The organism is Pectobacterium brasiliense, assembly GCF_016950255.1.
Taxonomy (GTDB): domain Bacteria; phylum Pseudomonadota; class Gammaproteobacteria; order Enterobacterales; family Enterobacteriaceae; genus Pectobacterium; species Pectobacterium brasiliense.
Window position 1 is genome coordinate 922,859 of record NZ_JACGFN010000002.1, and the last position, 24,821, is coordinate 947,679.

General features: G+C 53.2%; 22 protein-coding genes and 1 pseudogene. 17 read left to right on the forward strand and 6 right to left on the reverse strand.

The features are described from left to right. The first annotated feature begins 503 nt into the window (after nt 1-503). The 4 genes from H4F65_RS18710 (at nt 504) to H4F65_RS18725 (ending at nt 3,563) form a co-directional block, all read left to right on the forward strand. Nucleotides 504-1,214: a metal ABC transporter ATP-binding protein gene (locus H4F65_RS18710; RefSeq protein WP_010286572.1), complete on the forward strand. Its 711-nt coding sequence runs from the start codon at nt 504-506 to the stop codon at nt 1,212-1,214. Continuing rightward, nucleotides 1,211-2,065, forward strand: coding sequence for a metal ABC transporter permease (locus tag H4F65_RS18715; RefSeq protein WP_010286574.1), 855 nt, complete (start codon nt 1,211-1,213; stop codon nt 2,063-2,065). Before H4F65_RS18710 ends, H4F65_RS18715 begins: the two co-directional genes overlap by 4 nt. Before the next feature lie 41 nt (nt 2,066-2,106). Then, entirely contained in the window at nt 2,107-2,985 is an 879-nt protein-coding gene (locus H4F65_RS18720) for a metal ABC transporter substrate-binding protein (protein WP_010286577.1), read from the forward strand. Between the two features lie 107 nt (nt 2,986-3,092). Continuing rightward, complete coding sequence (locus tag H4F65_RS18725; protein WP_010286579.1) at nt 3,093-3,563, forward strand: lipocalin-like domain-containing protein; 471 nt, start codon at nt 3,093-3,095, stop codon at nt 3,561-3,563. A 27-nt stretch (nt 3,564-3,590) separates the two neighbouring features. On the opposite strand, the gene H4F65_RS18730 is transcribed toward H4F65_RS18725, so the two are convergent. From H4F65_RS18730 to dtnK, 3 genes are all read right to left on the reverse strand, one after another. Next, on the reverse strand, nt 3,591-4,406 hold the full coding sequence (locus H4F65_RS18730; RefSeq protein ID WP_010286580.1) for a DeoR/GlpR family DNA-binding transcription regulator: 816 nt from the start codon (nt 4,404-4,406) through the stop codon (nt 3,591-3,593). A gap of 157 nt (nt 4,407-4,563) precedes the next feature. After that, the gene (locus H4F65_RS18735) at nt 4,564-5,544 is read right to left on the reverse strand and encodes a D-threonate 4-phosphate dehydrogenase (protein WP_010286581.1); all 981 of its coding nucleotides are present in this window, start codon (nt 5,542-5,544) and stop codon (nt 4,564-4,566) included. Continuing rightward, the gene (gene dtnK / locus H4F65_RS18740; protein WP_010286583.1) at nt 5,537-6,865 is read right to left on the reverse strand and encodes a D-threonate kinase; all 1,329 of its coding nucleotides are present in this window, start codon (nt 6,863-6,865) and stop codon (nt 5,537-5,539) included. The genes H4F65_RS18735 and dtnK overlap by 8 nt, the downstream gene beginning before the upstream one ends. A 235-nt stretch (nt 6,866-7,100) precedes the next feature. Between dtnK and H4F65_RS18745 the strand changes: the two genes are divergently transcribed. The 9 genes and pseudogenes from H4F65_RS18745 (at nt 7,101) to H4F65_RS18785 (ending at nt 17,046) form a co-directional block, all read left to right on the forward strand. Beyond that, complete coding sequence (locus H4F65_RS18745) at nt 7,101-8,237, forward strand: iron-containing alcohol dehydrogenase (RefSeq protein ID WP_039319054.1); 1,137 nt, start codon at nt 7,101-7,103, stop codon at nt 8,235-8,237. Between the two features lie 42 nt (nt 8,238-8,279). After that, a complete protein-coding gene (locus tag H4F65_RS18750; protein ID WP_010286934.1) occupies nt 8,280-9,164 on the forward strand; it encodes a dihydrodipicolinate synthase family protein in 885 nt (294 codons plus the stop codon). A 64-nt stretch (nt 9,165-9,228) separates the two neighbouring features. Continuing rightward, nucleotides 9,229-10,179, forward strand: coding sequence for a phosphoglycerate dehydrogenase (locus tag H4F65_RS18755; RefSeq protein ID WP_010286935.1), 951 nt, complete (start codon nt 9,229-9,231; stop codon nt 10,177-10,179). Nucleotides 10,180-10,242: 63 nt separating this feature from the next. Further along, nucleotides 10,243-11,571 (forward strand): MFS transporter, encoded by a 1,329-nt coding sequence (locus tag H4F65_RS18760; RefSeq protein WP_039319057.1) that lies wholly within the window; start codon nt 10,243-10,245, stop codon nt 11,569-11,571. A gap of 104 nt (nt 11,572-11,675) precedes the next feature. After that, nucleotides 11,676-13,093, forward strand: a pseudogene (locus tag H4F65_RS18765) (sodium:solute symporter family protein). A gap of 3 nt (nt 13,094-13,096) precedes the next feature. After that, nucleotides 13,097-14,284 (forward strand): sialidase family protein, encoded by a 1,188-nt coding sequence (locus H4F65_RS18770; protein WP_010286938.1) that lies wholly within the window; start codon nt 13,097-13,099, stop codon nt 14,282-14,284. 60 nt (nt 14,285-14,344) lie between these two features. Next, entirely contained in the window at nt 14,345-14,812 is a 468-nt protein-coding gene (locus tag H4F65_RS18775; protein WP_010286940.1) for a NanQ anomerase/TabA/YiaL family protein, read from the forward strand. 51 nt (nt 14,813-14,863) lie between these two features. Next, nucleotides 14,864-15,553, forward strand: a complete 690-nt coding sequence (locus tag H4F65_RS18780; protein WP_010286942.1) for an SDR family NAD(P)-dependent oxidoreductase — start codon at nt 14,864-14,866, stop codon at nt 15,551-15,553. A 431-nt stretch (nt 15,554-15,984) separates the two neighbouring features. After that, nucleotides 15,985-17,046, forward strand: a complete 1,062-nt coding sequence (locus tag H4F65_RS18785) for an ABC transporter substrate-binding protein (RefSeq protein WP_010286813.1) — start codon at nt 15,985-15,987, stop codon at nt 17,044-17,046. Between the two features lie 70 nt (nt 17,047-17,116). Here the strand turns inward: H4F65_RS18785 and H4F65_RS18790 are convergent, their stop codons facing one another. Then, a complete protein-coding gene (locus tag H4F65_RS18790) occupies nt 17,117-18,307 on the reverse strand; it encodes a LacI family DNA-binding transcriptional regulator (protein WP_010286815.1) in 1,191 nt (396 codons plus the stop codon). Nucleotides 18,308-18,611: 304 nt separating this feature from the next. On the opposite strand from H4F65_RS18790, the gene H4F65_RS18795 reads away from it, so the two are divergent. The 4 genes from H4F65_RS18795 to fsa are packed head-to-tail and all read left to right on the forward strand — an operon-like array spanning nt 18,612 to nt 21,359. Continuing rightward, complete coding sequence (locus H4F65_RS18795; RefSeq protein ID WP_010286817.1) at nt 18,612-19,055, forward strand: PTS sugar transporter subunit IIA; 444 nt, start codon at nt 18,612-18,614, stop codon at nt 19,053-19,055. Between the two features lie 22 nt (nt 19,056-19,077). Then, nucleotides 19,078-19,365 carry a PTS sugar transporter subunit IIB gene (locus H4F65_RS18800; RefSeq protein WP_010286822.1) on the forward strand — a complete coding sequence of 96 codons (288 nt, stop codon included), beginning with the start codon at nt 19,078-19,080 and terminating at the stop codon, nt 19,363-19,365. A gap of 14 nt (nt 19,366-19,379) precedes the next feature. Continuing rightward, complete coding sequence (locus H4F65_RS18805) at nt 19,380-20,639, forward strand: PTS ascorbate transporter subunit IIC (RefSeq protein ID WP_010286825.1); 1,260 nt, start codon at nt 19,380-19,382, stop codon at nt 20,637-20,639. Nucleotides 20,640-20,693: 54 nt separating this feature from the next. Next, nucleotides 20,694-21,359: a fructose-6-phosphate aldolase gene (gene fsa / locus H4F65_RS18810; RefSeq protein WP_010286827.1), complete on the forward strand. Its 666-nt coding sequence runs from the start codon at nt 20,694-20,696 to the stop codon at nt 21,357-21,359. Nucleotides 21,360-21,459: 100 nt separating this feature from the next. Here fsa and yacL read toward each other — a convergent pair whose 3' ends face one another. Then, on the reverse strand, nt 21,460-21,819 hold the full coding sequence (gene yacL / locus H4F65_RS18815; RefSeq protein ID WP_010286830.1) for a protein YacL: 360 nt from the start codon (nt 21,817-21,819) through the stop codon (nt 21,460-21,462). A 203-nt stretch (nt 21,820-22,022) separates the two neighbouring features. Then, a complete protein-coding gene (gene acnB / locus H4F65_RS18820; RefSeq protein ID WP_010286834.1) occupies nt 22,023-24,620 on the reverse strand; it encodes a bifunctional aconitate hydratase 2/2-methylisocitrate dehydratase in 2,598 nt (865 codons plus the stop codon). Nucleotides 24,621-24,821 lie beyond the last annotated feature (201 nt).

Consider the following 24,821-nt stretch of genomic DNA (forward strand, 5'->3'; position numbering starts at 1 on the left):
GTCGTAGCACGCGCCCGACATAGGGGGCTACGCCAGCCCCCTATGAACCCCAGCTTTTGGCGGGAATTATGCCGCTAAAGCGGTGCCTTCGTCGGTATCAGGCTTAGAGGACCGCTTGCGACACGTTCCATACGTGGCGCAAGCTTTCGCCGCGTCCATGCGGCTCATCCTAAGCCTGCTATCTCCTCAGCATAATTTTTTACGCCGTGAAAAGAAGCGCCATCGCGATATGAGTTGGCTGGGGTTTGTCAGCAGTGCGGCGCACGAAATATTGCACTCCCGCCCCAGCAACCACTTTCAACCAAACCTACTCGCCTTACATACTTTCTTACCTATTGCCTCTATCGTCATCGATAAAAATCGGTATGTTATAATATAACAATTAGCTTTTTACCGATGATAATGACAAGTTTTTACTCCCTCTCTGCGCTGAAGCGCGCGTTACTGGTTTCCCTGCTGTTGGTGCCGTTGTGGCTATTGGTTGGGTGGGCGGTGGTGTTGCCATGATTGCCCTGCAAGAACTGGCCTTTGGCTATCGTAATCAACCACCGCTCGCGACGCTCAGCGGGTGCTTTCATCAAGGCTCGCTGACAGCAATTATCGGCGCAAACGGCACAGGCAAATCCACGCTGCTGAAGACGCTGGCAGGTCTGCTGCCGCCACTATCCGGCTCATTCAGCCTCGGTAGGGGTTGTGAAGATAGCGCTATCGGCTATTTGCCTCAGCTCTCCGAATTTGATCGGCAGTTTCCTATCAACGTACGCGATCTGGTGCTCATGGGCTCGCTGCCCCATCGCGGATTACTACGAAGTATCAATGCCAACTGGCATCGTAAAGCGGCAGACGCGCTCGACGCTGTCTCCATGGCAGACTTTGCCGATCGGCATATTGGCGTCCTTTCCGGTGGGCAGCTACAGCGCGTACTCTTTGCCAGGCTGATGCTGACACAGGCTCCCATCATTCTGCTGGATGAGCCTTTTACCGGCGTCGATAGCCATACCACGCAGGCGCTTTTGCAGATCATCGAGCAACTTCACGCCGAAGGCAGGACTATTCTGGCCGTGTTGCACGATCTGGAACTGGTCGGTCAGCACTTCCCGAATATTTTGCATCTCACCCCGGACGGCCATCGTTGGGGAGAGACTCAGCCCATACTACAGAGCCTGCGCAAGGCCGACAGCGATACGCCAACGCTCAGGATCGTCACATCATGATGTTATTTCACCTTATTGCTTCGCCTTTTATCGAATTCGGTTTTATGCGTCGTGCGCTGGTCGGCTGTCTGGTCATCACGCTGAGCGCCGCGCCGTTGGGCTGTTTCCTGCTATTGCGACGCATGAGCCTGATTGGCGATGCGCTGTCACACGCGGTCTTACCCGGCGTCGCCATCGGCTACCTCATCTCAGGGATGTCGCTGCTGGCGATGGGGATCGGCGGCTTTATCGCCGGACTGGCCGTCGCCATGCTCTCCGGCTTCGTCACCCGCCACACGGAATTAAAAGAGGACGCCAGCTTTGCCGGATTTTACCTCGGTTCGCTGGCACTCGGCGTCACGCTGGTGTCACTACGCGGATCAAGTGTCGATCTGCTGCATGTGCTGTTCGGTTCGATCCTCGCAGTGGATCGCACCGCGCTGATCGACATTGCGCTGTTCGGATCGACCTCTTTGCTGGTGCTAGCGGTAATTTACCGGGCACTGGTGATTGAATCGTTTGACGTGACCTTTCTGCGCATCAGTTCAGGCCGCTATCGGGCGTTGATCCACGGTCTGTTTCTGTCGTTGGTGGTGCTGAATCTGGTCGCTGGGTTCCAACTGTTAGGCACGCTGATGACGGTCGGCATGATGATGCTGCCTGCCGCCAGCGCACGATTCTGGACGCAGCGCCTGCCCGTCATGCTCGGCATTGCGGTGCTGCAAGGGATGCTCGCCAGCCTGATCGGGCTGCTGTGGTCCTACTATGCCGAGCTGCCCGCCGGGCCCGCCATCATTCTGACGATTACGCTGTTTTTCTGTTTCTCGGTCTGCGTTGGTCACAACGGTGGGCTGCTACGCCTGCGTCGTTGACCAATGACTCTCGTTATCTGCAATGTTCTGTGAGGAAAGAAATGAAACGTTCACTGTTAGCTATTGCGTTATCCGGCCTGCTGCTTAGCCCACTGGCGATGGCAAAGAATCTTGATGTGGTAGCCAGCTTTTCCGTACTCGGCGATATGGTCAGCCATATTGGCGGCGATCGCGTTACCGTGACCGATCTGGTGAAGGTCAATGGCGATCCACATGAGTTTGAATCCTCTCCGAAAGACAGCAAGACGCTGGCTCACGCCGATCTGGTGTTCGTTAACGGGCTGGGGCTGGAAGGGTGGATTGACCGACTGGTCACCGCATCCGGCTATCATGGCGATGTCATTACGGCGTCAAACGGAATTGAAACTCGCACCATGGTGGAAGATGGCAAAACAGAAACCGATCCGCATGCCTGGAACAGCATGAGCAACGGCGTGGTCTACGCGCACAACATCGTCAATGCGCTGGTGAAAGCCGATCCAACGAATGCCGATTACTATCGTCAGCAGGGTGAAGCCTACATCAAGCAGCTACAGGAGCTGGATAGCTATGCGAAAAAAACCTTTGCCGCGATTCCGCCAGAAAAGCGTAAAGTGCTGACCAGCCATGACGCATTTGGTTATTTCGGCCATGCCTACGGCGTGAAGTTCCTGTCGCCGGTGGGCTACTCTACCGAATCGGAAGCCAGCAGCAAAAAAGTGGCCTCGCTGATTAAGCAAATCAAGCAAGAGAAGGTGAAAAGCTACTTCATTGAAAACCAGACCGATGGACGTTTGGTGAAACAAATCGCCGATGCCAGCGGCGCACAGCCCGGCGGTGAACTGTACCCGGAAGCCCTGACTGACGCCTCCGGCCCCGCGGCAACTTACACGGCTGCGTTTAAACACAACGTCGATACCCTCGCCGCCAGCATGAAGTAAATCCCATTCCTGCCAGTGCCATAACACTGTCAGGAAATCTCGCTCTGCCCCGCCCTATGAAAAAAATTCACTACACTTAACCAGCACGATCTTTCCGAGGAGGGTCTATGACATCGCAATCTTTCGACAACAACGGGTTACGCCAGAAACTTCACGGGCTATGGTTTCTGGAATCCTTCATTGATGTACTGGGTGACGGCAGCGTGGTTCATATGATGGGGGAAGGGGCAACCGGCTATATTCAGTACACTGACGATAACTGGATGACGGTGCAAATCATGGGCAGCGACAGAGTGCCCTACGACTCGGGCATCATGATCGGGGGGTCAGAGCAGCAGCTGATGCAGGCCGCCGCCACCTACTTCGCGTATGCTGGACGTTATGAAACCCATGACGCCGCGCAGACCGTCACGCACCATCTGGACTATTGCCTCATTCCGAACTGGATTGGTTCCAGCCAGCTGCGCTACGCACAGTTCAGTGAAAACGACACACGTCTCTGTTTAACAACGGATCCGATGACGTTCAACGGCCTGGTGCATAAACCCGAACTCAACTGGCGGAAGCAGTCGGCCTGACACAAGGCTGTCAGGCACAAACCCGGCTTACACCAGCGTCAGATTGAACGCTTTGCCTTTCAGCTCTGTTTGCGCCTCGGGTGCTAACGCGCTGTCGGTGATGATATCGGTCAGCTCCGACAGAGGCGTGACGCAGAACAGTGAGTACGCGCCGTATTTGCTGCTGTCGGCCAGCAGTATTCGACGACTAGCATTCGCGCCAAGATCTTGTTTTACACCGGCTTTCTCTTCCGTCGGCGTGGTGATGCCTTTATCCAGACTCCACGAGTTGCAGCTGATAAACGCAATATCGGGGTAAATGCTGCGTAACAGACGGCGGCCGTGTTCGCCGATGCAGGACTGGCTGCTGTCATCAATACGCCCACCGATAATCGTCACTTCGATCTGCTTGAATTCAGACAGGAACAGCGCAATTTGCAGATCGGCGGTAATCACACGCAGCGGAAGATGCGTCAGGTGGCGCGCCAGCTCCAGCATGGTCGTTCCCGCATCCAACACCACCGCGCTGCCCGGTTTAACCAGCGTCGCGGCATAGCGTGCTATCGCCTGCTTCTCTTGAAGGCTACGATGTAATTTCTCATTCGTGGTCGGCTGGGAAGGAATAAAACGATTGAGCGTCACGCCGCCATGACTGCGGCTAATCACGCCCTGCTCATCCAGTTTGATTAAATCACGACGGATCGTCGCTGGGGAAGCGTCGATCACGGACACCAGTTCATCTACCGTCACCAGATTATGGCTTTTCAGGTAATCCATAATCTGATCAAGACGGCTCTGCCCTTTTACTTTATCCCCGCTCATGCGGAAAGCATCAGTTAATGTAGGATCCACGGCGATACCCATCTTGCTGTTATCGAGTTATTTTGCGTTGTTGGTTCTTGATTGCAGGATACCAGAAACCTTACCGAACGCGGGAAGGAAGATATCCTGCAATGCGTGCTGTATCGCGTTTTATTCGCTTACAAAACCTGTGTCATCAACGGTGATAAGTTACCGTAAATCAGGCCAGTTGCATCGCGAGCTGAATAGAGATCGCCATACTTTCTGACTTCGCTTTACCGGTCCAGGCAATATCAAACGCCGTACCGTGGTCAGCAGACGTACGGATGAACGGCAATCCGGCAGTGATGTTCACCCCATCATAGAAGCCCAGCAGCTTCAGCGGAATATGCCCCTGATCGTGATACATCGCCACCACCATGTCGTACTGGCCTTCATACGCCTGCAAATAGACGGTATCCGGCGGGCATGGGCCATACACATCAATGCCTTTGGCCTTCATGGCTTCCACCGATGGCGACACAATTTTGATCTCTTCGTCACCAAACAGGCCATTCTCGCCCGCATGCGGGTTAACCCCGGCCACGGCGATACGCGGGTGGGTAAAACCGACGCGTTTGAGGAAAACATCCGCCATGTTGATTACCGTTTCCACGCGATCGCGGTTCAGCGTATCCAGGAATTTACGCAGCGCAATGTGCGTTGAAACATGGATAACCTTCAACTTATCGGTATACAGCACCATCGCATAGTCGCGGCTGTTGGTCAGCTTCGCCAGCAGCTCGGTGTGGCCCGGATAGAGGTGGCCCGCCGAGTGCAGCGCTTCTTTATTCAGCGGCGCGGTAGCAATCGCATGGACTTCACCCGCCATCGCCAGTTCAGTCGCTTTCTTGATGCAGCGGTAAGCCAAATCGCCCGCCTGCGACTGAACAACGCCAGGCTTCAGAGCCTGAGGATCTTCCAGCGGCTCATCAATCATGTTGATGACGCCCGGCGCGAAGACCGCGTCAGCCGGTTTATCAATGATTTTCAGCTCTACGGCTGGCACGATATTCAGCGCCAGAATACGTCGCATCGTCTGTACACAGCCCACCACCACAGCAGATGCGCCGGAAAGCTCGCCTTCGGCCAGAGACTTGATAATAATTTCCGGTCCAATCCCTGCCGGATCACCCATCGTTACTGCAATAATTTTACTCACTGACCTTCTCCTCAATAAAACGTAAAACGTCGAGCAAAGTAGTTTCGTTGCCAAAACCCCCCGCTTTAGTCATCACAGGGGTCGTGCCGACAACGCTGTTCAGCAGGTATCCCCAGGGCACACAGGATGCGATTTGCCCCTTAATCTGAAAGCCGGTCGCGCCCAGTGCGGTTGCCACGGCAATCGCAATGTCACCACCGGATAAATACAGTCCGCCCGGCAGACGCTGGTTAGCGCTGCCCGCCGTCAGGCTGTCTAGCGCCTGAACAATATTGCGCGTAAGTTCCCCCAGAGAGTGGCTGATCGTTTCGCCAAGCTGCTGTCGGCTAAGCCCAAGCTGCTGGCACCGCGCGTCGATCTCGAAGCGCTGATTTTCGTTATGACAGGTACGAATAATGCAGTGATTACCGCTCATCAGCGCCTTCACCGCGTCCTCACACTGGGATGCCATGACGGTGGATGACTCGGCTGAAAAGAGCGCGTTGATATCAATATCAACCAGCGTGACATCGCTGTGCAGCCTGACGGCCGCAATCTGTTTTTGAGCGATGTCGCTCATCGACCCAACGACAGCCAGCAGCGGCTTTTCGGTTTTACGCGTAAAATTCTGCGTATTCGCCAGCGCTTCGCTCAGGCCTGCCGAGCCGACCAGCAAGGGGCGAAACGGCAGCGTTCTGGCGGCATCAACGATATGTGTCAGATCGTCCTGCACGTCCGTATCAAGAATAATCAGACGTACGCCCTCGTCCGCCAGCTGCTGCAAACGGTGGGCTAAATTAGCCTGACGGACGTCATCAAGGTGTATCTCCGCCACGGATAACGCGGTTTGTTCTGCCAGACGGGCAGCGACAGAAGCGGAGGTCACCGGCGTTTTGGGATCGCTGGCAAATTCCGTGTCGGTAAGCAGACGGCCATTCACCCAGACTTCACCTTGGCGGGTCACACGCCCCAGCGTCGGCGACGCCGCGGCAATCAGCGCGACGGGTACGTCTGCCGCAGAGAGCGCGGCGGCGATTTCCGCCCCCAAATTCCCGCGCAGCGTCGAGTCAATCTTCTTGATAATCCAGCCTTGTCCACCCGCGGCCTGCCAGGCTGCAACCGCTTCTGCAGTACGTTGAGATGCCACGTCGTCACGCACCGCACGGCTATCGGTGTTGATCACCACCGCATCGCCCAGTAAATCCGCGTGCAGTTTATTAACGTCAAAGACGACGCTAACCCGCGCGCCATGCTGCGCCAGACCGACGCCCGCATCATTGGCACCCGTAAAGTCATCAGCGACCACTAATACCTGTTCTGCTGATTGCTGCACGTTTGGCATACCTCATCCCCGGTTCATGATTACCTGATAATGATTATATTGAATCACGTTTGATTATATGTGAGCAATATCAAATTATTTAAAAGGAATTTCACCTATAAATTATCACCACGATGTGGCAAATGGCGTTTAGTAGTGACTAAAACCATTCCATTTGACTGAAAGTAATCACTATCGCAACCATTATCATCGCGATAACGCTCTGGCGAAGAAGAGAAAAGGCAAGGTAATAAGCATGAATATCAATAGTACTATCCTCAGCGGTTACCGGGTACTTCAGGACATTAGTCACCTGTTGGCAGGGAAACAGCACGTTTTATTTGTCACCGACAAAAACATCGTCGGGCTGCCTGACGTTCAGGCGCTGATCGCACAAGTTAAGCACGCCGTTCCGCAAGTTCTGTTGGTTGATCATGTTCCTGCCGAACCAAGCCAGCACGACGTGGCACAGATACTGAGCCAACTCAATCAAATCCAGACCGATCTGGTCATCGGTGTAGGCGGCGGCAGCGTACTGGACGTCGCCAAACTGCTTTCTGTGCTGTGCGCGGGCGATGAAACAGTCACGCTGGATAGCTTGCTAGCCGGAGAGAAACCGACGCGCCGCACGACATCCCTGCTTATCCCGACCACCGCAGGAACCGGCTCAGAAGCTACGCCGAATGCCATTCTGGCGATCCCAGAGAAAGAGACCAAAGTCGGCATTATTACGCCAGTGATGCTGCCGGACTACGTTGCGCTGGTGCCAGAGCTGACCATCAGCATGCCGTCACATATCGCCGCTTCAACCGGTATCGATGCGCTCTGCCACCTGATTGAGTGTTTCACCTCAACGATTGCCAACCCGGTCAGCGACAACTACGCGCTGATTGGCCTGAAAAAGCTGTTTGCCAACCTCGAAACCTCCGTGCGCGAGCCGAGCAATATGGAAGCCAAGCTGAACATGCTATGGGCGTCCTATTACGGCGGTGCCGCGATTGCCCACTCCGGTACGCATCTGGTTCATGCCATGTCTTACCCGCTGGGCGGCAAGTACCACATCCCACACGGCGTAGCGAACGCCATCCTGCTCACCCCTTGCATGCGTTTCGTGCAAGACGCTGCACAGGAGAAATTCGCACAGGCGTATGACCTACTGCCGGATGCCGATCTAACGCTCAGTACTGCGGAAAAAGCGCAGGCGCTGGTGACCTATTTCAGCGAGTTGGTTAAACGTCTCAACCTGCCTAACACCTTACAGCAGCTCGGCGTGGAAAAAGATCACCTGCCGTATCTGGTTGATGCCGCGTTACAGGTACAGCGCCTGATGAAAAACGTGCCGACACAGGTCAGCGCCGACGATGTGCGTGAGGTTTACCTGACCCTATTTTAAGTTTATTTTCACCTTAGATATCATGATCATGAGGAAAAAATGATGAGTAAAAATATTACCGGCGTCCTGACCGCCATCGTCACGCCGTTTGATAACCAGGGCGAATTTAACCCCGCTGCCATGCGCCTTCAGGTGCAACGCCAGATGCGCTACGGCAACGGTATCTTTTGTAATGGCACCAACGGTGAGTTTTTCGTACTGCACACCGATGAAAAAGTCGCCGTTACTGAAACCTGCGTTGATGAAGTTGCCGGAAAAGTGCCGGTTGTCGGCCACATCGGTGAAATCTCCACGCGGGAAACCATCAAACTCGGCAAGCGCATCGCCGCGCTGGGTGTTGATGCCGTTTCGGTCATCACCCCGTATTTCATCCCACTCAAACAGGAAGAACTGATCGCCCACTACACCGCCGTCGCCGATGCGCTGACTGTGCCGGTGTTTCTCTACAACATTCCTGCACGCACGGGGAATACGCTGGCGCCGGAAACGGTTCGCAAACTGGCGGATCACCCGAACATCATCGGCATTAAAGACAGCGCAGGCAGCTATGAAAGCCTGAGCGGTTATGTGCAAGCGGTGAAAGGTGTACAGGGCTTTAACGTATTGAATGGCCCAGACTCGCTCATTCACCAGGGCTTTGTTGACGGCTGCTCCGCCTGTATTTCCGGGCTGGCTAACGTGGCACCGGAACCGATCAGCCAGATTTGGCATCGCTTCCATGCCGGTGACATTGCGGGTTCACATCAGGCACAAGAACAGGTTGCCGAGTTGCGTAAGACGCTGTATGCCATCGCATTCTCGCCTGCGGTGGTGAAAAAAGCGCTGACCTTAATGGGGCACGATGTTGGCGTTAGCCGTTACCCAATTCAATTCTCCACACAGGATGAAGACAACATCCGCCGCATTATTGGGCAGTTGGCTAACTAAGACACGTACGGTACAGGCGTTGATATGCCTGTACCGTGCAACCAATATAAACAGGAAAAGAGCCATGAAAGTTATTTCAACATCACCTTCTTTTGCCAAATATGATCCGTCTCCTATTACGGACTTAGAGAAACAGGGTTTTGAATTCATTGCGTTACCCGCCGATGCGACGCTGGAAGACTTGCTCCCTCATCTGGAGGACGCAGTGGCCATGATTGTGGCATTCACCAACGTCAACGAAGCGCTACTGAAACATGCACCACAACTGAAAATTGTCTGTAAGCACGGTGTCGGTGTGGATAACATCGACCTCGATGCAACTAAAAATCGTAATATATTTGTCACCAATGTTCCTAATGCCAATAAGCACGCCGTTGCAGATTTCGCATTTTCTCTATTATTAAATTGTGCGCGACAGATTTCTCAGGCAGAGAAACAAACCCGAGCCGGAAATTGGCCACGCATTTTTGCTACCGATGCCTACGGTAAAACGTTGGGTATTGTTGGCTTAGGTAATATAGGTAAACAAGTCGCCTTGCGTGCGAGTGGATTCAACATGCGAGTACTGGCTTATGATTTCTATGAAGATAGAGACTTTGCCAAAAAAAATAATATCGAATTTGTAGATATTGATACGTTAACCAGAGAAAGTGATTTTATTACGCTGCATACTCCACTGACTGAACAAACACACTATCTTTTTGATGCGGCACGACTGAAAAAAATGAAAAAAAGTGCCTATCTCATTAATGTGTCACGTGGCGGTGTGGTAGATGAAAATGCACTTTATGATGCATTAATTTCTGGCGACATCGCAGGCGCTGCGGCGGATGTATTCGAGCAAGAACCGATTAAAGAACATCCTTTATTTACAGTAGATAATTTCATTCCAACGTCGCATATCGCTGGCTATACCGATGGTGCCATCAGCGCAATTGGTATACATTGCGTTGAGCAAATTATTACCTGCATCATCAATAACCAGCGCCCGTTAAATATTATGAATAACATATAAACCTTCGTCAGTAACCCCTACACCATTTGATAGTAAATATTACAGCCAGGATGATGAATAATCATGAATAAAACCCTAGCAAAAAAAACTTCAATACGCTGGTGGATCGCAGCATTAATGTGGCTAGCCATCGCTATCAATTATATTGATAGAACTGTGCTTTCTGCAGCAGCACCACATTTAATTGAAGAATTACATCTTACTCCAGAAATGATGGGCTTTATTATGGCAGCCTTTTTCTGGTCTTATTCGTTGTTACAAATTCCTGCTGGATGGTTTGCCGATCGTTTTGGCCAGAAAAAAGGCTTGGGTCTGGCTGTGGCGTGGTGGTCTATCGCAACATCTGCAATGGGGCTAGCAACAGGTTTTAAATCCCTTCTTGGTCTACGTATCGCGTTGGGTATTGGGGAAGCTGCCGCCTACCCTAGCAATGCAGGTATTGCGGCAAAATGGTTCCCAGACCGCGAACGCGCCACCATTTCCGGGCTTTTTGATAGCGCATCAAAATTTGGCGGAGCCGTTGCTATGCCGCTGATTGTCTGGATGATTTATATGGTCGATTGGCGCTGGACCTTCGCCATCATCGGATCCGTTGGTATCTTATGGGTTATTGCCTGGTATTTTATCTATGCTGAAAACCCTGAAGATCATAAAAAAATCAACAAAGAAGAAATAGACTATATTCGTGACGGTCAGGTTCAAAAACATGGATCCGGCACCGAATTACCCATGAAGTGGTATCAACTTTTACGCTATCGTAATATCTGGGCAATGTGCTTAGGGTTTTTCACTATCAATTACACGTCCTATTTCTTTATTACCTGGTTACCAACCTATCTGGTTCAGGAAAAAGGAATGGATTTCATTAAAATGGGGATTGTCGCCGCCCTCCCCTTACTGTCAGGGATGATTATCGAAATCTTTGCCGGTTGGGCTTCCGATAAAATTGCGCACAAAAAGATTCTCTCGTTAACAGCAACCCGAAAACTTTTCCTGACGATTGGATTATTAATGGCGTTGTGTATTGGATTTGCGCCTTTTACAGATTCAGTTGTTCTCACCGTAATTTTATTATGTATTGCTAAATCCGGCACCACAGTGGCCGCATCGCAAGTATGGGCACTGCCTGGAGACGTTGCGCCTAAGAATATGGTGTCCGTTGTCGCGGGTCTGCAAAATACCGTGTCTAATATGGGGGGCGCAGTTGGCCCAATTATTACCGGGGCCATTGTCGCGGCAACAGGTTCATTTACCTACGCGCTAGTTTTCTCTGCCGCATTGGTAGTATTAGGCATCATCAATTATTTATTCCTCATGGGGAAAGTGGAGCCTATCCAGACGGAAGAAACTACTCTCACTAAAAACCCACTACCTAGCCAAAAAATATCGTAATTCATTAAGCCAAGTTTCTATTCGTCCATCTATTACAGGCCAATCTTTTCGATTGGCCTGAATATCTGCAAGTATTGTTACAATTATTGCGAGGCCGAGAAGATATGAACCATTTTAACCTTACTGACACCCTCATAATCGTTGGGATGATTGTGTTTTATATCGCATTCACCTCATGGTTAACCTACAAGCTCCGCAGTAAATCGAACACCGAGTTCATGGAAGGTTCACGCGCGCGCTACCGGCGTTTATCGTCGGTATCCTGCTGATGACCGAGTTCATCGGTGCCAAATCCACCATCGGTACGGCGCAGTCCGCCTTTGAAAACGGCTTTGCTGCATCCTGGTCGGTGATTGGTGCCGCCATCGGTTTCCCTCTGTTTGGTATGATTCTGGTGAAGAAGATTTATAACACCGGGAAAATCACCATCTCCGGCGCGATTGCCGAGAAATACGGTACCAGCACCAAAAACATTATCTCGATCATCATGATCTATGCGCTGTTGCTGGTTAACGTGGGCAACTACGTCAGCGGCGCGGCAGCCATCGCCACGGTGTTGAAGGTCTCCCTGCCTGTCGCCGCGCTGATCACCGCTGTCGTCAGTACCTTCTACTACTACTTCGGTGGCCTGAAAGGGACAGCCTACATCACGCTGATCCACAGCGCCGTGAAATACGCGGGCGTCATGATCATCCTGTTCGTGGCGTTGAAAATGACCGGCGGCTTCAAGCCAATGATCGAACAAATGCCGGATTACTACTGGACGTGGGACGGTAAACTCGGTGCCAGCACCATCTTCGCCTGGCTGATCGGGACTATCGGTTCTATCTTCTGTACGCAGTTCGTGATTCAGGCCATTTCATCGACGAAAGATGCCACCAGCGCGAAACGTGCAACCTGGGTTGCCTTCTTCTTCTGTATGCCGATTGCGCTGGCTATCGCGGTCATCGGTGTTGCTGCGAAGTTCGCTCACCCTGAAATCAACAGCCTGTACGCGATGCCAGTCTTCCTGCAAGACATGAATCCGTGGCTCGCCGGTCTGGTCACCACGTCACTGGTCGCCTCTATCTTCATCAGCGTGAGTATGGTGGCACTGGCTATCGTTTCCCTGTTGATTAAGGACTTCTACGTTCCTTACTGGAAACCGACGCCAGAAAAAGAAATGAAAATGACCCGGATCCTGTCGCTTGTCGTGGGTTTCGCGCCGCTCGTCTTCGTTCTGTTCGTTCCTGAAATTCTGAAGCTGTCGTTCTTTACGCGTGCCATTCGTCTGTCGATTTCCGTGGTTGCGGTGATTGCGTTCTACCTGCCGTTTTTCAACAGCGCACGTGGTGCAAACGCCAGCCTGATCTCCGCCTGCGTGGTCACCTCTGTTTGGTATATTCTCGGCAACCCGTACGGCATTGATAACATGTATGTCGCGTTGATTACCCCTGCTATCGTCATGCTGATCGACCGCATGATTCCGAACAAAGCGACCAAAATCAAAATTTCTCAAACTGAAAATAAATCAGGAGCCTGAGTCATGAGTAGCGAAATCATTACCGTGGAACGTAGCGGAAAAGTTCATCACGCAGAAGGCGATGCCGCGCGTCTGGATGCCTACATTCCATCGGAATGCCCGCAGAATCATGCGGCCAACCTGCTCCATCTGCCGAACGGCGATGTGTTGTGCGTCTGGTTCGGCGGCACACAGGAAGGGATTGCGGATATCTCTATCTACATGTCCCGTCTGGTAAAAGGCAGCGATAGCTGGAGTCAAGCCGTTAAGCTGTCCGAGGACGCCACGCGCTCCGAGCAGAACCCGGTTCTGTTCCTCGCACCGGACAACGTGCTGTGGCTGCTGTACACCGCGCAGAAATCCGGTAATCAGGACACCGCGATTGTGCGCTACCGTCAGTCTACGGATTTCGGTGCGACCTGGGGCGAGATCGGCACACTGCTCGATCAGCCGGGTACCTTCATTCGCCAGCCCATCACCGTGTTGGCAAACGGCGACTGGCTGCTGCCGGTGTTCTACTGCCGCGTTCAGCCGGGCGAGAAATGGGTCGGCAACGATGATGACAGCGCCGTAAAAATTTCCAGCGATCAGGGGAAAACCTGGCAGGAATACCCAGTGCCAAACAGCACGGGCTGCGTGCATATGAACATCACCCCGCTGAAGGACGGCACGCTGCTGGCGCTGTACCGCAGCCGCTGGGCGGATTTCATCTACCAAAGCCGTTCAACGGATGGCGGTAAAACCTGGTCGGATCCCGTGCCGACCGAGTTGCCGAACAACAACTCGTCCATTCAGGTGACGACGCTGGAGAATGGCCATCTGGCGCTGGTGTTCAACCATATGAGCGCCGCCGATGCCACCGAACGCCGTCTGTCGCTGTACGATGAAATCGAGGACGAAGAAGACAAAGCCAGCAATGCCAAAATGCCGGAAGTGCAAGCCGGTGGTCGTAGCGCCTTCTGGGGTGCTCCACGCGCCCCGATGACGCTCGCCATTTCGGAAGACGGCGGTAAAAGCTGGCCGTGGCAGCGCAATATCGAAGTGGGCGACGGTTACTGCATGACCAATAACTCCACGGAGAAGCTGAACCGCGAGTTCTCTTACCCCAGCGTTAAACAAGCGCAGGACGGTAAACTGCACGTGGCGTTCACCTATTTCCGTCAGGCGATCAAGCACGTCGTGGTGAGTGAGGAGTGGGTCAAAGCGAACTAAACCACGCTGCTTTTCTCTTTATCAGCGGGGGCACTCCCCCGCTACCTTCAGGACACTATAATGATTGCAGGAAACCTCAACGCCCTCAAACTCGCCACGCTGCCCGATGCACTGTGGACCATTCTGTCCGCTCCGGGCATGTCGTTGGCTGAACTGAACGTGCTGCCCGAAGGCCGTTATCAGCCGGAAGGAGCCGACTGGTTCTACAACATCGGCACCGTGAACACCGCACCGCGCGCCACACGACATACCGAATTTCACAGCAACTACCTCGATATTCAACTGATTCTGGAAGGCGAGGAAATTATCGGTTACGGTCTGAATGATGTGCACGGCCAACCCGCGACCGAACGTAAGCCGGATCTCTACATTCTGGATAATCCTCAGGTGCCGCATCAGATCCACCTGCGGGCGGGCGACTTCGTCACCTTCTATCCGGGTGAAGCTCATCAGGCGCTGTGTGCGATTAACGACAGCCCTGCCCCGGTCAAAAAAGCCGTGTTTAAAATCCCCGTCACGTTGTTGTAATTAAGAATGGTTGCATCAAAGCCGTTAAGTTTGATTAAGGAGACACATGTCATGTCAGCGACAGCCCCTAAACACGCCCTGATTACCGGTAGCAGCTCAGGGATCGGTGCCGCCATCACACAAAAATTACTGGCGGAAGGCTGGCGGGTAACCGGCCTGTCCCGTAAGTCGGGTGACTATTCACATCCAAACTTTACCCACCGCGCAGTGGATATCATGGATACACCCGCGCTAACGGCTATTCTGGACGAGATTACGCAGGTCGATGCCGTCATCCATGCCGCTGGCATCATGAAAGCCGCCCCGCTCGGTCAGCTTTCGCTGGAAGACGGTGAAACGCTATGGCGATTGCATATCAACGCGGCGCAGGTGCTTGCCGACTGTCTGGTCGATAAGCTGCCGCAGGGTGGCCGCATCGTGCTGCTGGGCAGCCGCACGTCGAGCGGTTCAGCAGGGCGTAGCCAGTACGTCACCACCAAATCTGCGATGATCGGCATGGCAAGAAGCTGGGCAGCGGAACTGGCTCCGCGCGGCATTACGGTAAACATCGTCGCGCCGGGTGCAACAGAAACGCCGATGCTGACGATGCCGGGTCGCCAGAGTTCTCCGCCAAAACTGCCGCCGATTGGGCGCTTCATCCAGCCGCAGGAAGTAGCCGATCTGGTGGGTTATTTGCTCTCCCCGTCTGCCGCAGCCATTACCGGGCAGCAGTTGGTGATGTGCGGTGGCGCATCGCTGTAGCCTTATTGGTACATAGAATAAGCGGCAAGCACCTATGCCTGCTGCTTATCCCCAGCCTAGATAAATTATCGCTAAGCAAGTGTGAAAAATGGCATATTTTTGTCAGACCTCGACGACATCAGTAAAAAGTGCCGTATTAACTTGCCTGAAAGCCAACGCCCCAATTTCATTTTATTTATTAAAAAAACAATAAGATAAACAAGCAGTCTCGCTCATTAGCGCCATGATCATTTCGCCAACGGAGAATACTCAGGAGAAACCAAGTTAATTAAAGAAAATAAAATTTCCGCGCCCTATATTCCCCGTCTAGCTTATGTCAAAAAACTCTTTATCAAGCGCCGTGCGCTTCCCTACTCTCAGAAAGGCGATATTTTCATCCTTATCTTTCATCAGGCTGCACACAGCCCTAACACATTGATGGACTGGTCATTATGCATAATAAAAGCAAGACAACTCGCCCTTTTCACTCTGGGAACACGTTACGCCGTAAATGGTTCAGCCTGACGGTAGCCAGCGCAGTTTTGCTATCGGGAATCGGCCTGCCGGCTATGGCGCAAGCGGAAGGACAGCTACGTATCGCGCAGCAATTTGGGATCGTTTATCTGCTGCTGAATGTCGCACAAGATCAAAAGTTGATTGAAAAACACGGTAAGGAGGAAGGGCTGGATATCAAAGTCGAGTACCTGCAACTTTCCGGCGGTGCCGCAGTGAACGATGCACTGCTCTCAGGGTCGGTAGATGTCGCAGGGGCAGGTACCGGGCCGCTGTTCACGCTGTGGGATCGAACTAAAGGCCGCCAGAATGTGCGAGCGGTGCTGGCAACTGGTAACTTCCCGTATTACCTGATCAGTAATAATCCCAACGTCAAAAGCATTGCAGACCTGACGGACAAGGATCGCATCGCCATTCCTGCGGTGGGCGTTTCCGTACAGTCACGTTTCCTGCAACAGGCCTCCGCCGAGTTGTGGGGTGACAAAGCCTATAATCGTCTGGATAAACTTCAGGTCGCCATTCCACATCCAGAGGCCACCGCTGCGATTATCAGTGGCGGCACGGAAATCACGACTCATTTTTCCAATTCCCCTTTTCAGGAGCAAGCGCTGGCAGGCAACCCCAAGGCGCATATTATCCTGAACTCCTATCAAGTCACCGGTGGACCAAACTCACCAGTAGTACTCTATGCCACCGAAAAATTCCGTCAGGACAATCCGCGAACCTACCGAGCCTTTGTTAATGCCATCGCGGAAGCGGCAGATTTCGCCAGCGCGCATCCCGAAGCAGCCGCCGATGCATTTATTCGTGTGACAAAATCACGCATCGATCGCGAACAGCTGCTGGGGATTTTAAAAAGTCCGGAGGTGTCATTCAGTATCACGCCGCACAATACCTTGCAGCTTGGTCAGTTCCTTTATCGCGTTGGGGCGATTAAACACAAACCGGAATCCGTGAAAGACTATTTCTTCGATGATAAGCACGTTGATGGTGGCAGCTAGCCATATCGCGTTTAGTCATGCCTGCGTCTTCGATATGCAGGCATGACTCTGCGGTGGTTATAGTGCCTTATTAACTACTGGCACGCGGCTCAAAGATGAACTTCACCTTTTCCACTACGGGTGGGTGCTCGTCGTTGTCCATCATGGCGAGTACCAAACGCCCGACCTCTACGCCCAGCTTTTCATAATCAAGCCACATTGCGGTCAGCGCCGGGAACGTGTGCTCACATTGTTCAGAGCCATCCAGACAGGCAATCGCCAGGTCGTAAGGGACTTTCATCAGGCGGCGCTGGCATTCAAAGAGTGCGCCCAGCGCAATTTCTTCATGGCTACAGATAATCGCATCCAGTTCCGGCTGGTTTTGCAGCAGTTCCGTCATCGCATAGCGGCCAAACTGTAGGCTAGGCGCTTCCGGGATCGTAATTTTCAAATCCGCATTGTGATAGTGCGCCAGCATGGCTTTATTCCAGCCATTCAGCTGCTGTTTTTGCAAACGGTTATCCGTATGCGCGCCGATATAAGCCACATGGCGATACCCCTTTTCCAGCAGCGACATCGTCAGCTGTTCCGCCGCTTCGGCAAGGGCGATATCAATATTGATATTTGCACTCAGCACGTCAGCACCGGAAACGTTCACCGTAATGACGTTACTGGCCTTTATGAGGTCTTGGGTTCGCTGTGAGAGTTGCGCGCTGAATAACACCAGCGCCGCAGGCCGCTGCTGTAGGAGCTTTTCGACCATTCCCGCTTCGGTATGCTGGCGATACTCATGGCAGCCCATGATTAACGGAACGTTATGTTTGCCCACCGCCTGTTGCAGCGCCTGCACAAAACGCACGCTGGCGCGATCTTGCTGAAAAGGATAAAGCACCGCGATAGCAGGCTGATAGGCCGATGCCAACGCGCCTGCAGCCTGATTCGGTACATAGCCCAGCGTTTTTATCGCGTCATTGATTTTCTTCTGTGTGGCATCAGAAACCAGACCTGGCTCCCGCAACGCGCGGGACACCGTCATCGCGCCGACACCGGCATGGCTCGCAATGTCCTGTAGCGTCACGCGACTTGTACTCTCGGTGAGCTGGCTAGCCTCTTGATTGGGTTCATAGCCTAATGCTCTGGCGGCCAGTTCCACTTTGCTGCGTAACTTTTCAGAGACCAGATCGGGTTTGCGCATCACGCGCGATACCGTCATCGTCCCTACGCCCGCGTAGTCGGCGACATCCTGTAGCGTAACCTTACCGGTACTACGACGCTTACGCATGCTCACTTCCTCTCCATTCGTCATTTTTCTCATCGCGCGGTCGCGATAACAGCCTGTTACGTCATTGCTTTCAGGCTAGCGTGAAGGGCGAACGCCCCGATTTCCCGACGCATTCACGCCGAACCATGGCCGTTCCTAGTGTGCCTGTGACGACGCGGGGGAACAAATAATGGCCCCGCTTGTGCTAAGCAGGTCACAGTTAATGATAGCCATATCAGTTAGCGCTATCTTTTTAGATGTTAGTCACATTATTTTCGAGGGCGGCACACTATCCTGCGTTCAGAATGATACAGAGGTGACTCTAATGCTTAACACTTTACTAACACCAGACGTTGTTCAGATTTTACCTGCCTGTGATGACTGGCGTCACGCTATCGCCTTGTCCTGTAAGCCTTTACTGGATAACGGTTCGATTGAACCCACCTATGTTGAGGCGATCTACCGCTCTCATGAGGCTATCGGGCCTTACTATGTCGTCGGCCCGGGGATTGCTATGCCACATGCCCGCCCGGAAGACGGTGTGAACCAACTCGCCGTCAGCCTGACGCTGATTCGCGACGGCGTGGTTTTCCATTCCGAAGGCAACGATCCCGTGCATTTACTGATCGTTCTGGCCGCCACGGACAGCAATAGCCATATCGATATTATTTCACAGCTCGCTCAGTTGTTCGACACGCCTGATGACGTCGCCGCGTTAATTAACGCGACGGAAGTCGAACAGGTGCTTTCCGTTATTTCTCGTTATTAATCGCCACCAGAGGACACAAATTATGAAAATTACAGTCGTATGCGGTAACGGTCTTGGTACCAGCCTGATGATGGAAATGAGCATTAAAAACATCGTGAAAGAACTCGGCGTGGTTGCTGACGTGGATCACGTGGATTTAGGTTCGGCGAAAGGCACGGACAGCGACATTTTTGTTGGAACAAAGGATATTGCCGATCAGCTCGTCGCGCAGGCAGTAGGAGGGAAAATTGTGTCCCTGAACAACATGATCGATAAAGTGGCGATGAAAGAGCGCCTGTCGGTCGCCCTGACAGAACTTGGCGCGTTATAAGCGAGGGATCAAAAATGGAATTCTTCCGTTTTTTAATGAGTGATGTGCTGTCTGAGCCGTCCATATTGGTCGGTTTGATTGCGCTTATCGGCCTGATTGCACAGAAAAAACCGGCTACGGAATGCATCAAGGGAACGGTGAAAACCGTAATGGGCTTCCTGATCCTCGGGGCGGGCGCGAGCCTGATCGTGTCCTCACTGGGCGATTTCGCCCAGATTTTCCACCATGCGTTTGGTATCGCCGGTGTGGTGCCGAACAATGAAGCCATTGTCGCGGTAGCACAGAAGAACTTCGGCACCGAGATGGCCATGATCATGTTCTTTGCGATGGTCATTAATATCGCGATCGCACGCTTTACGCCGTGGAAATACATTTTCCTGACCGGCCACCACACGCTGTTTATGTCGATGATGGTTGCGGTGATTCTAGCGACTGCGGGCATGAAAGGGGTGATGCTGATTACCGTTGGGTCGCTGGTCGTTGGGGTATCAATGGTGCTGTTCCCTGCCATTATTCACCCCTATATGAAGAAAGTCACAGGCTCGGATGACGTCGCCTTTGGTCACTTCTCTGCAATATCACAGCTGCTGTCAGCGTTTATCGGCAGCAAGTTTGGTAATAAAGAGAAATCAACAGAGGACATGGAAGTACCAAAGAGTCTGCTGTTCCTGCGTGATACGCCGGTTGCCATCGCCTTTACCATGTTTTTCATCTTCATTTTCACCTGTCTGTTTGCCGGCCCAGAAGCAGTGAAAACGATGAACGCCGGTGGGAAAAACTGGTTCATGTTTTCGCTGATCCAATCCATTACCTTTGCCGCTGGCGTGTATATCGTGCTGCAAGGCGTGCGGATGGTGATTGCGGAAATCGTGCCTGCGTTTAAAGGCATTTCTGACAAACTGGTTCCCAACGCTAAACCGGCATTAGATTGCCCCGTTGTCTTCCCGTATGCCCCGAATGCCGTTCTTGTCGGCTTCCTGAGCAGCTTTGCCGCTGGGGTGATCGGTATGGTCCTGCTTTACCTGATGGGATTAACGGTGATCATTCCCGGCGTGGTGCCGCACTTCTTCGTCGGCGCAGCGGCTGGCGTTTTCGGTAACGCCACCGGCGGACGTCGCGGTGCGATTCTAGGTTCTTTTGCCAACGGACTGCTGATTACCTTCCTGCCTGTTTTCCTGCTGCCGGTGTTGGGCAGTATTGGACTGGCAAACACCACGTTCAGCGATTCCGATTTCGGCGCGGTGGGAATTCTGTTGGGCATTATCGTGCGCTAAGCCCGCATTGATGAATGTCATCCAACAGACCGATTTTAGTTAACGGGGGAAATGATGGAATTCTATTTAGATACGGCGGATGTCGCCGCAGTAGAACGACTCGCTGGCGTGTTGCCGATTAAAGGCGTGACCACCAATCCGAGCATTGTCGCACGCGGAAAATCAGATATTTACAGCGTGCTGCGGGATATGCAGGCCATTATCGGCACGGAAGGACAGCTGTTTGCTCAGGTGATGTCGCGCGATCCTGATGTGATGGTGGAAGAGGCATTGAAGCTCAGAGAGGTGATTCCTTCTCTGGTCGTCAAAGTGCCAGTGACGCATGCGGGTTTGAGTGCCATCAGGCAATTGACGGCGCTGGATATCCCCACCCTCGGCACAGCCGTCTACGGTGCGGGACAAGGGTTTTATGCCGCTCTGGCTGGCGCTCGCTATATCGCGCCTTACGTCAACCGCATCGATGCACAGGGTGGCGATGGGATTGCACTCGTGAAAGAGCTGCAAACCCTGATTAACCTGCACAGCCCGCAGACTCAGGTGCTGGCAGCCAGCTTTCGCACACCGCGTCAGGTGCTGGACTGTTTACTGGCGGGGTGTCGGGCGATTACCGTCGATCCTGCCGTTGCCGAGCTGTTCCTGCAGGACCCTGCGGTTGACGATGCGCTTAACCGGTTCGATCATGACTGGCAGACACGTTTCGGCCATGCCGATCTTGGCTAACTGATGGCAAAACATCACCCGCCTGTCGGGTGGTGTGTCCAACATAACTGTGTTCTCAACACGATCGCATTGCCACATGCGGTCGTTTTGCCAAAAAGCATCAATGCAGGACGAACTCGCGGTATTTTTCCACCAGCGTCAGAAAATCATCCAGACCGCATAAAGACAGGCTCTCTTCGTCGTAATAACTCATGCCTTCTTCCAGCTCATCCGTGGTGAAAGACAGCTGATTTGCCTGCACCATCACTTCTTCTTCATCCAGCGACAGCGTGTATTCATGGCCCACGCGCCGCCACTGCCGTTCGCTGCCTGCGACGGAACGCGCAGCGTCTTCGACGTCAGTCAAGATCGTCAGTTGGCCTTTCACTTCTTCATTGAACCAGTGTCCGATCGCTTCATGTCCCATCGACATACGAACGATGACCTGACCCGTCACATCCCGCAAAAATTCATAGTCCATGATGCCATCCTCACTGTGATGTTTCTTTTGTTCAGTTTAGTCACCTCTGCGCCCTATCGTCGTGATGCACCTTCACCTTTCATACTGCAAAGGCACGATGCCAACCGCCAATGCACAGGCAACGTGAGGTATGACGCGTAAAACAGGCAGAAAAAAAGGAGGCACAAGGCCTCCTTCGGTGTAGAGATGCGAACTATAGCGAGTTAGACAGTCGTCTGGAAGATCACGCCGTCGGCTTTCTCGGTATATTGACCTAACTGGTCAAAATTCAGATAGCGATAGGTGTCCTGCGCGGTTTTATCCACCTGAGACATGTAGGTCTGGTACTCTTCTGACGTCGGCAGGCGACCCAGCAGAGAAGCTACCGCAGCCAGCTCAGCAGACGCCAGATACACGTTGGCACCGGTTCCCAAACGGTTCGGGAAGTTACGCGTCGACGTGGAAACGACCGTTGCACCATCCGCTACGCGCGCCTGGTTACCCATACACAGCGAACAGCCAGGGATCTCGATACGCGCGCCGCTCTTACCAAACACGCTGTAGTACCCTTCTTCCGTCAGCTGTGCCGCATCCATCTTGGTCGGCGGCGCAACCCACAGGCGGGTCGGCAGTTGGCCTTTGTGGCTATCCAGCAGTTTACCTGCCGCACGGAAGTGCCCGATGTTAGTCATACAGGAACCGATGAAGACTTCATCAATCTTCTCGCCCTGCACGTCAGACAGCCAGCGCGCATCGTCTGGATCGTTCGGCGCACACAGGATCGGCTCTTTGATGTCAGCCAGATCGATGTCGATCACCGCGGCGTACTCGGCATCGGCATCCGCTTCCAGCAGTTGTGGATCGGCCAACCATTTTTCCATGCCCTGAATACGGCGCTCCAGCGTACGGCGATCGCCGTAGCCTTCGGAGATCATCCACTTCAACAGCACGATGTTGGAGTTCAGATACTCAATGATCGGCGCTTTATCCAGCTTGATCGTACAGCCAGCCGCAGAACGTTCCGCCGAGGCGTCGGTCAGTTCAAACGCCTGCTCGACTTTCAGATCTGGCAGACCTTCGATTTCCAGAATACGGCCAGAGAAGATGTTCTTCTTGCCTTTCTTCTCAACGGTCAGCAGGCCTTGCTTGATGGCGTACAGCGGAATGGCGTGAACCAGATCGCGCAGAGTAATGCCCGGCTGCATTTTCCCTTTGAAACGCACCAGAACGGATTCCGGCATATCCAGCGGCATCACGCCCGTCGCGGCGGCAAACGCCACCAGACCGGAGCCCGCAGGGAAAGAGATACCGATTGGGAAACGGGTGTGTGAGTCACCGCCCGTACCGACGGTATCCGGCAGCAGCATACGGTTCAGCCAGGAGTGGATAACACCATCGCCAGGACGCAGTGAGACGCCGCCACGGTTCATGATGAAATCAGGCAGCGTGTGGTGCGTGGTCACGTCAACCGGCTTCGGATAGGCCGCAGTGTGACAGAATGACTGCATCACCAGATCGGCGGAGAAGCCCAGACAGGCCAGATCTTTCAGCTCATCACGGGTCATTGGCCCGGTGGTGTCCTGTGAACCGACAGACGTCATCTTCGGTTCGCAGTACTCGTCAGGGCGAATACCCGCAACGCCACAGGCACGCCCCACCATTTTCTGCGCCAGCGAGAAGCCTTTTTTGCTGACTTCAACCGCTTTGGAAATACGGAAGACATCGCTGTGCGGCAAGCCCAGTGATTCGCGCGCCTTGGACGTCAGTCCACGACCGATAATCAGCGGAATACGGCCACCGGCGCGGACTTCATCCAGTAAGACGTCAGTCTTCAGCGCGAAGGTCGCCAGCACTTCATTGGTATCATGACGACGTACTTCACCTTCATACGGGTAGATATCAATCACATCGCCCATATTCAGATCGTTCACATCAACTTCGATCGGCAGCGCACCGGCATCTTCCATGGTGTTGAAGAAGATCGGGGCGATCTTACCGCCCAGCACCACACCACCACCGCGTTTGTTCGGGACATAAGGAATATCTTCGCCCATGAACCACAGTACGGAGTTGGTTGCCGATTTACGCGACGAACCGGTACCGACAACGTCACCGACGTAAGCCAGCGGGAAGCCTTTCTTATTCAGTTCTTCGATCTGTTTGATCGGGCCCACGGCGCCAGGTTGATCGGGATCGATACCTTCACGGGCGTTTTTCAGCATCGCCAGCGCGTGCAGCGGGATGTCAGGGCGTGACCAGGCATCAGGTGCCGGAGACAAGTCATCCGTGTTGGTTTCACCGGTGACTTTAAAAACGGTAACGGTAATTTTTTCCGCCAGTTTCGGGCGGGACAGGAACCACTCGGCATCAGCCCAGGATTGAATCACTTTCTTGGCGTGCGCATTGCCTGCTTTCGCCTTTTCTTCTACATCGTAGAAGTTATCAAACATCAGCAGCGTGTGGGACAGCGCTTCGGCGGCGATCGGTGCCAGCTTGTCGTTGTCTAACGCATCAATCAGCGGATGAATGTTGTAGCCCCCTTGCATGGTGCCCAGCAGCTCGATCGCTTTTTCCTGGGTGACCAATGGGGAAATGGCTTCGCCTTTAGCGACGGCAGCCAGAAAACCGGCCTTCACGTAGGCGGCTTCATCAACGCCGGGGGGGACACGGTTAATCAGCAGGTCAAGCAATACTTCTTCTTCGCCCGCCGGGGGATTCTTGAGTGACTCAACCAGCGCGGCCATCTGCGTGGCATCTAACGGTTTAGGAACAATCCCCTGCGCAGCCCGGTCGGCTACGTGCTTACGATATTCTTCTAGCACGACGTTCTCCTCGCTCTCATTGTCTTCATTATGCCCGGCGCTCTTGTTCCCGCTTGTGGTGTCCATGCCTGGGTGCCAGCGTGTGGATGTAAGGTAGTAGAGTGTCCGGTCCAGCCTCGTCAGCATATCAGGATTTGAATTGATTGTTAATTCGTTCACATAATAGCAACATTAATTTTTATTCAACTATGCTATGTGCCC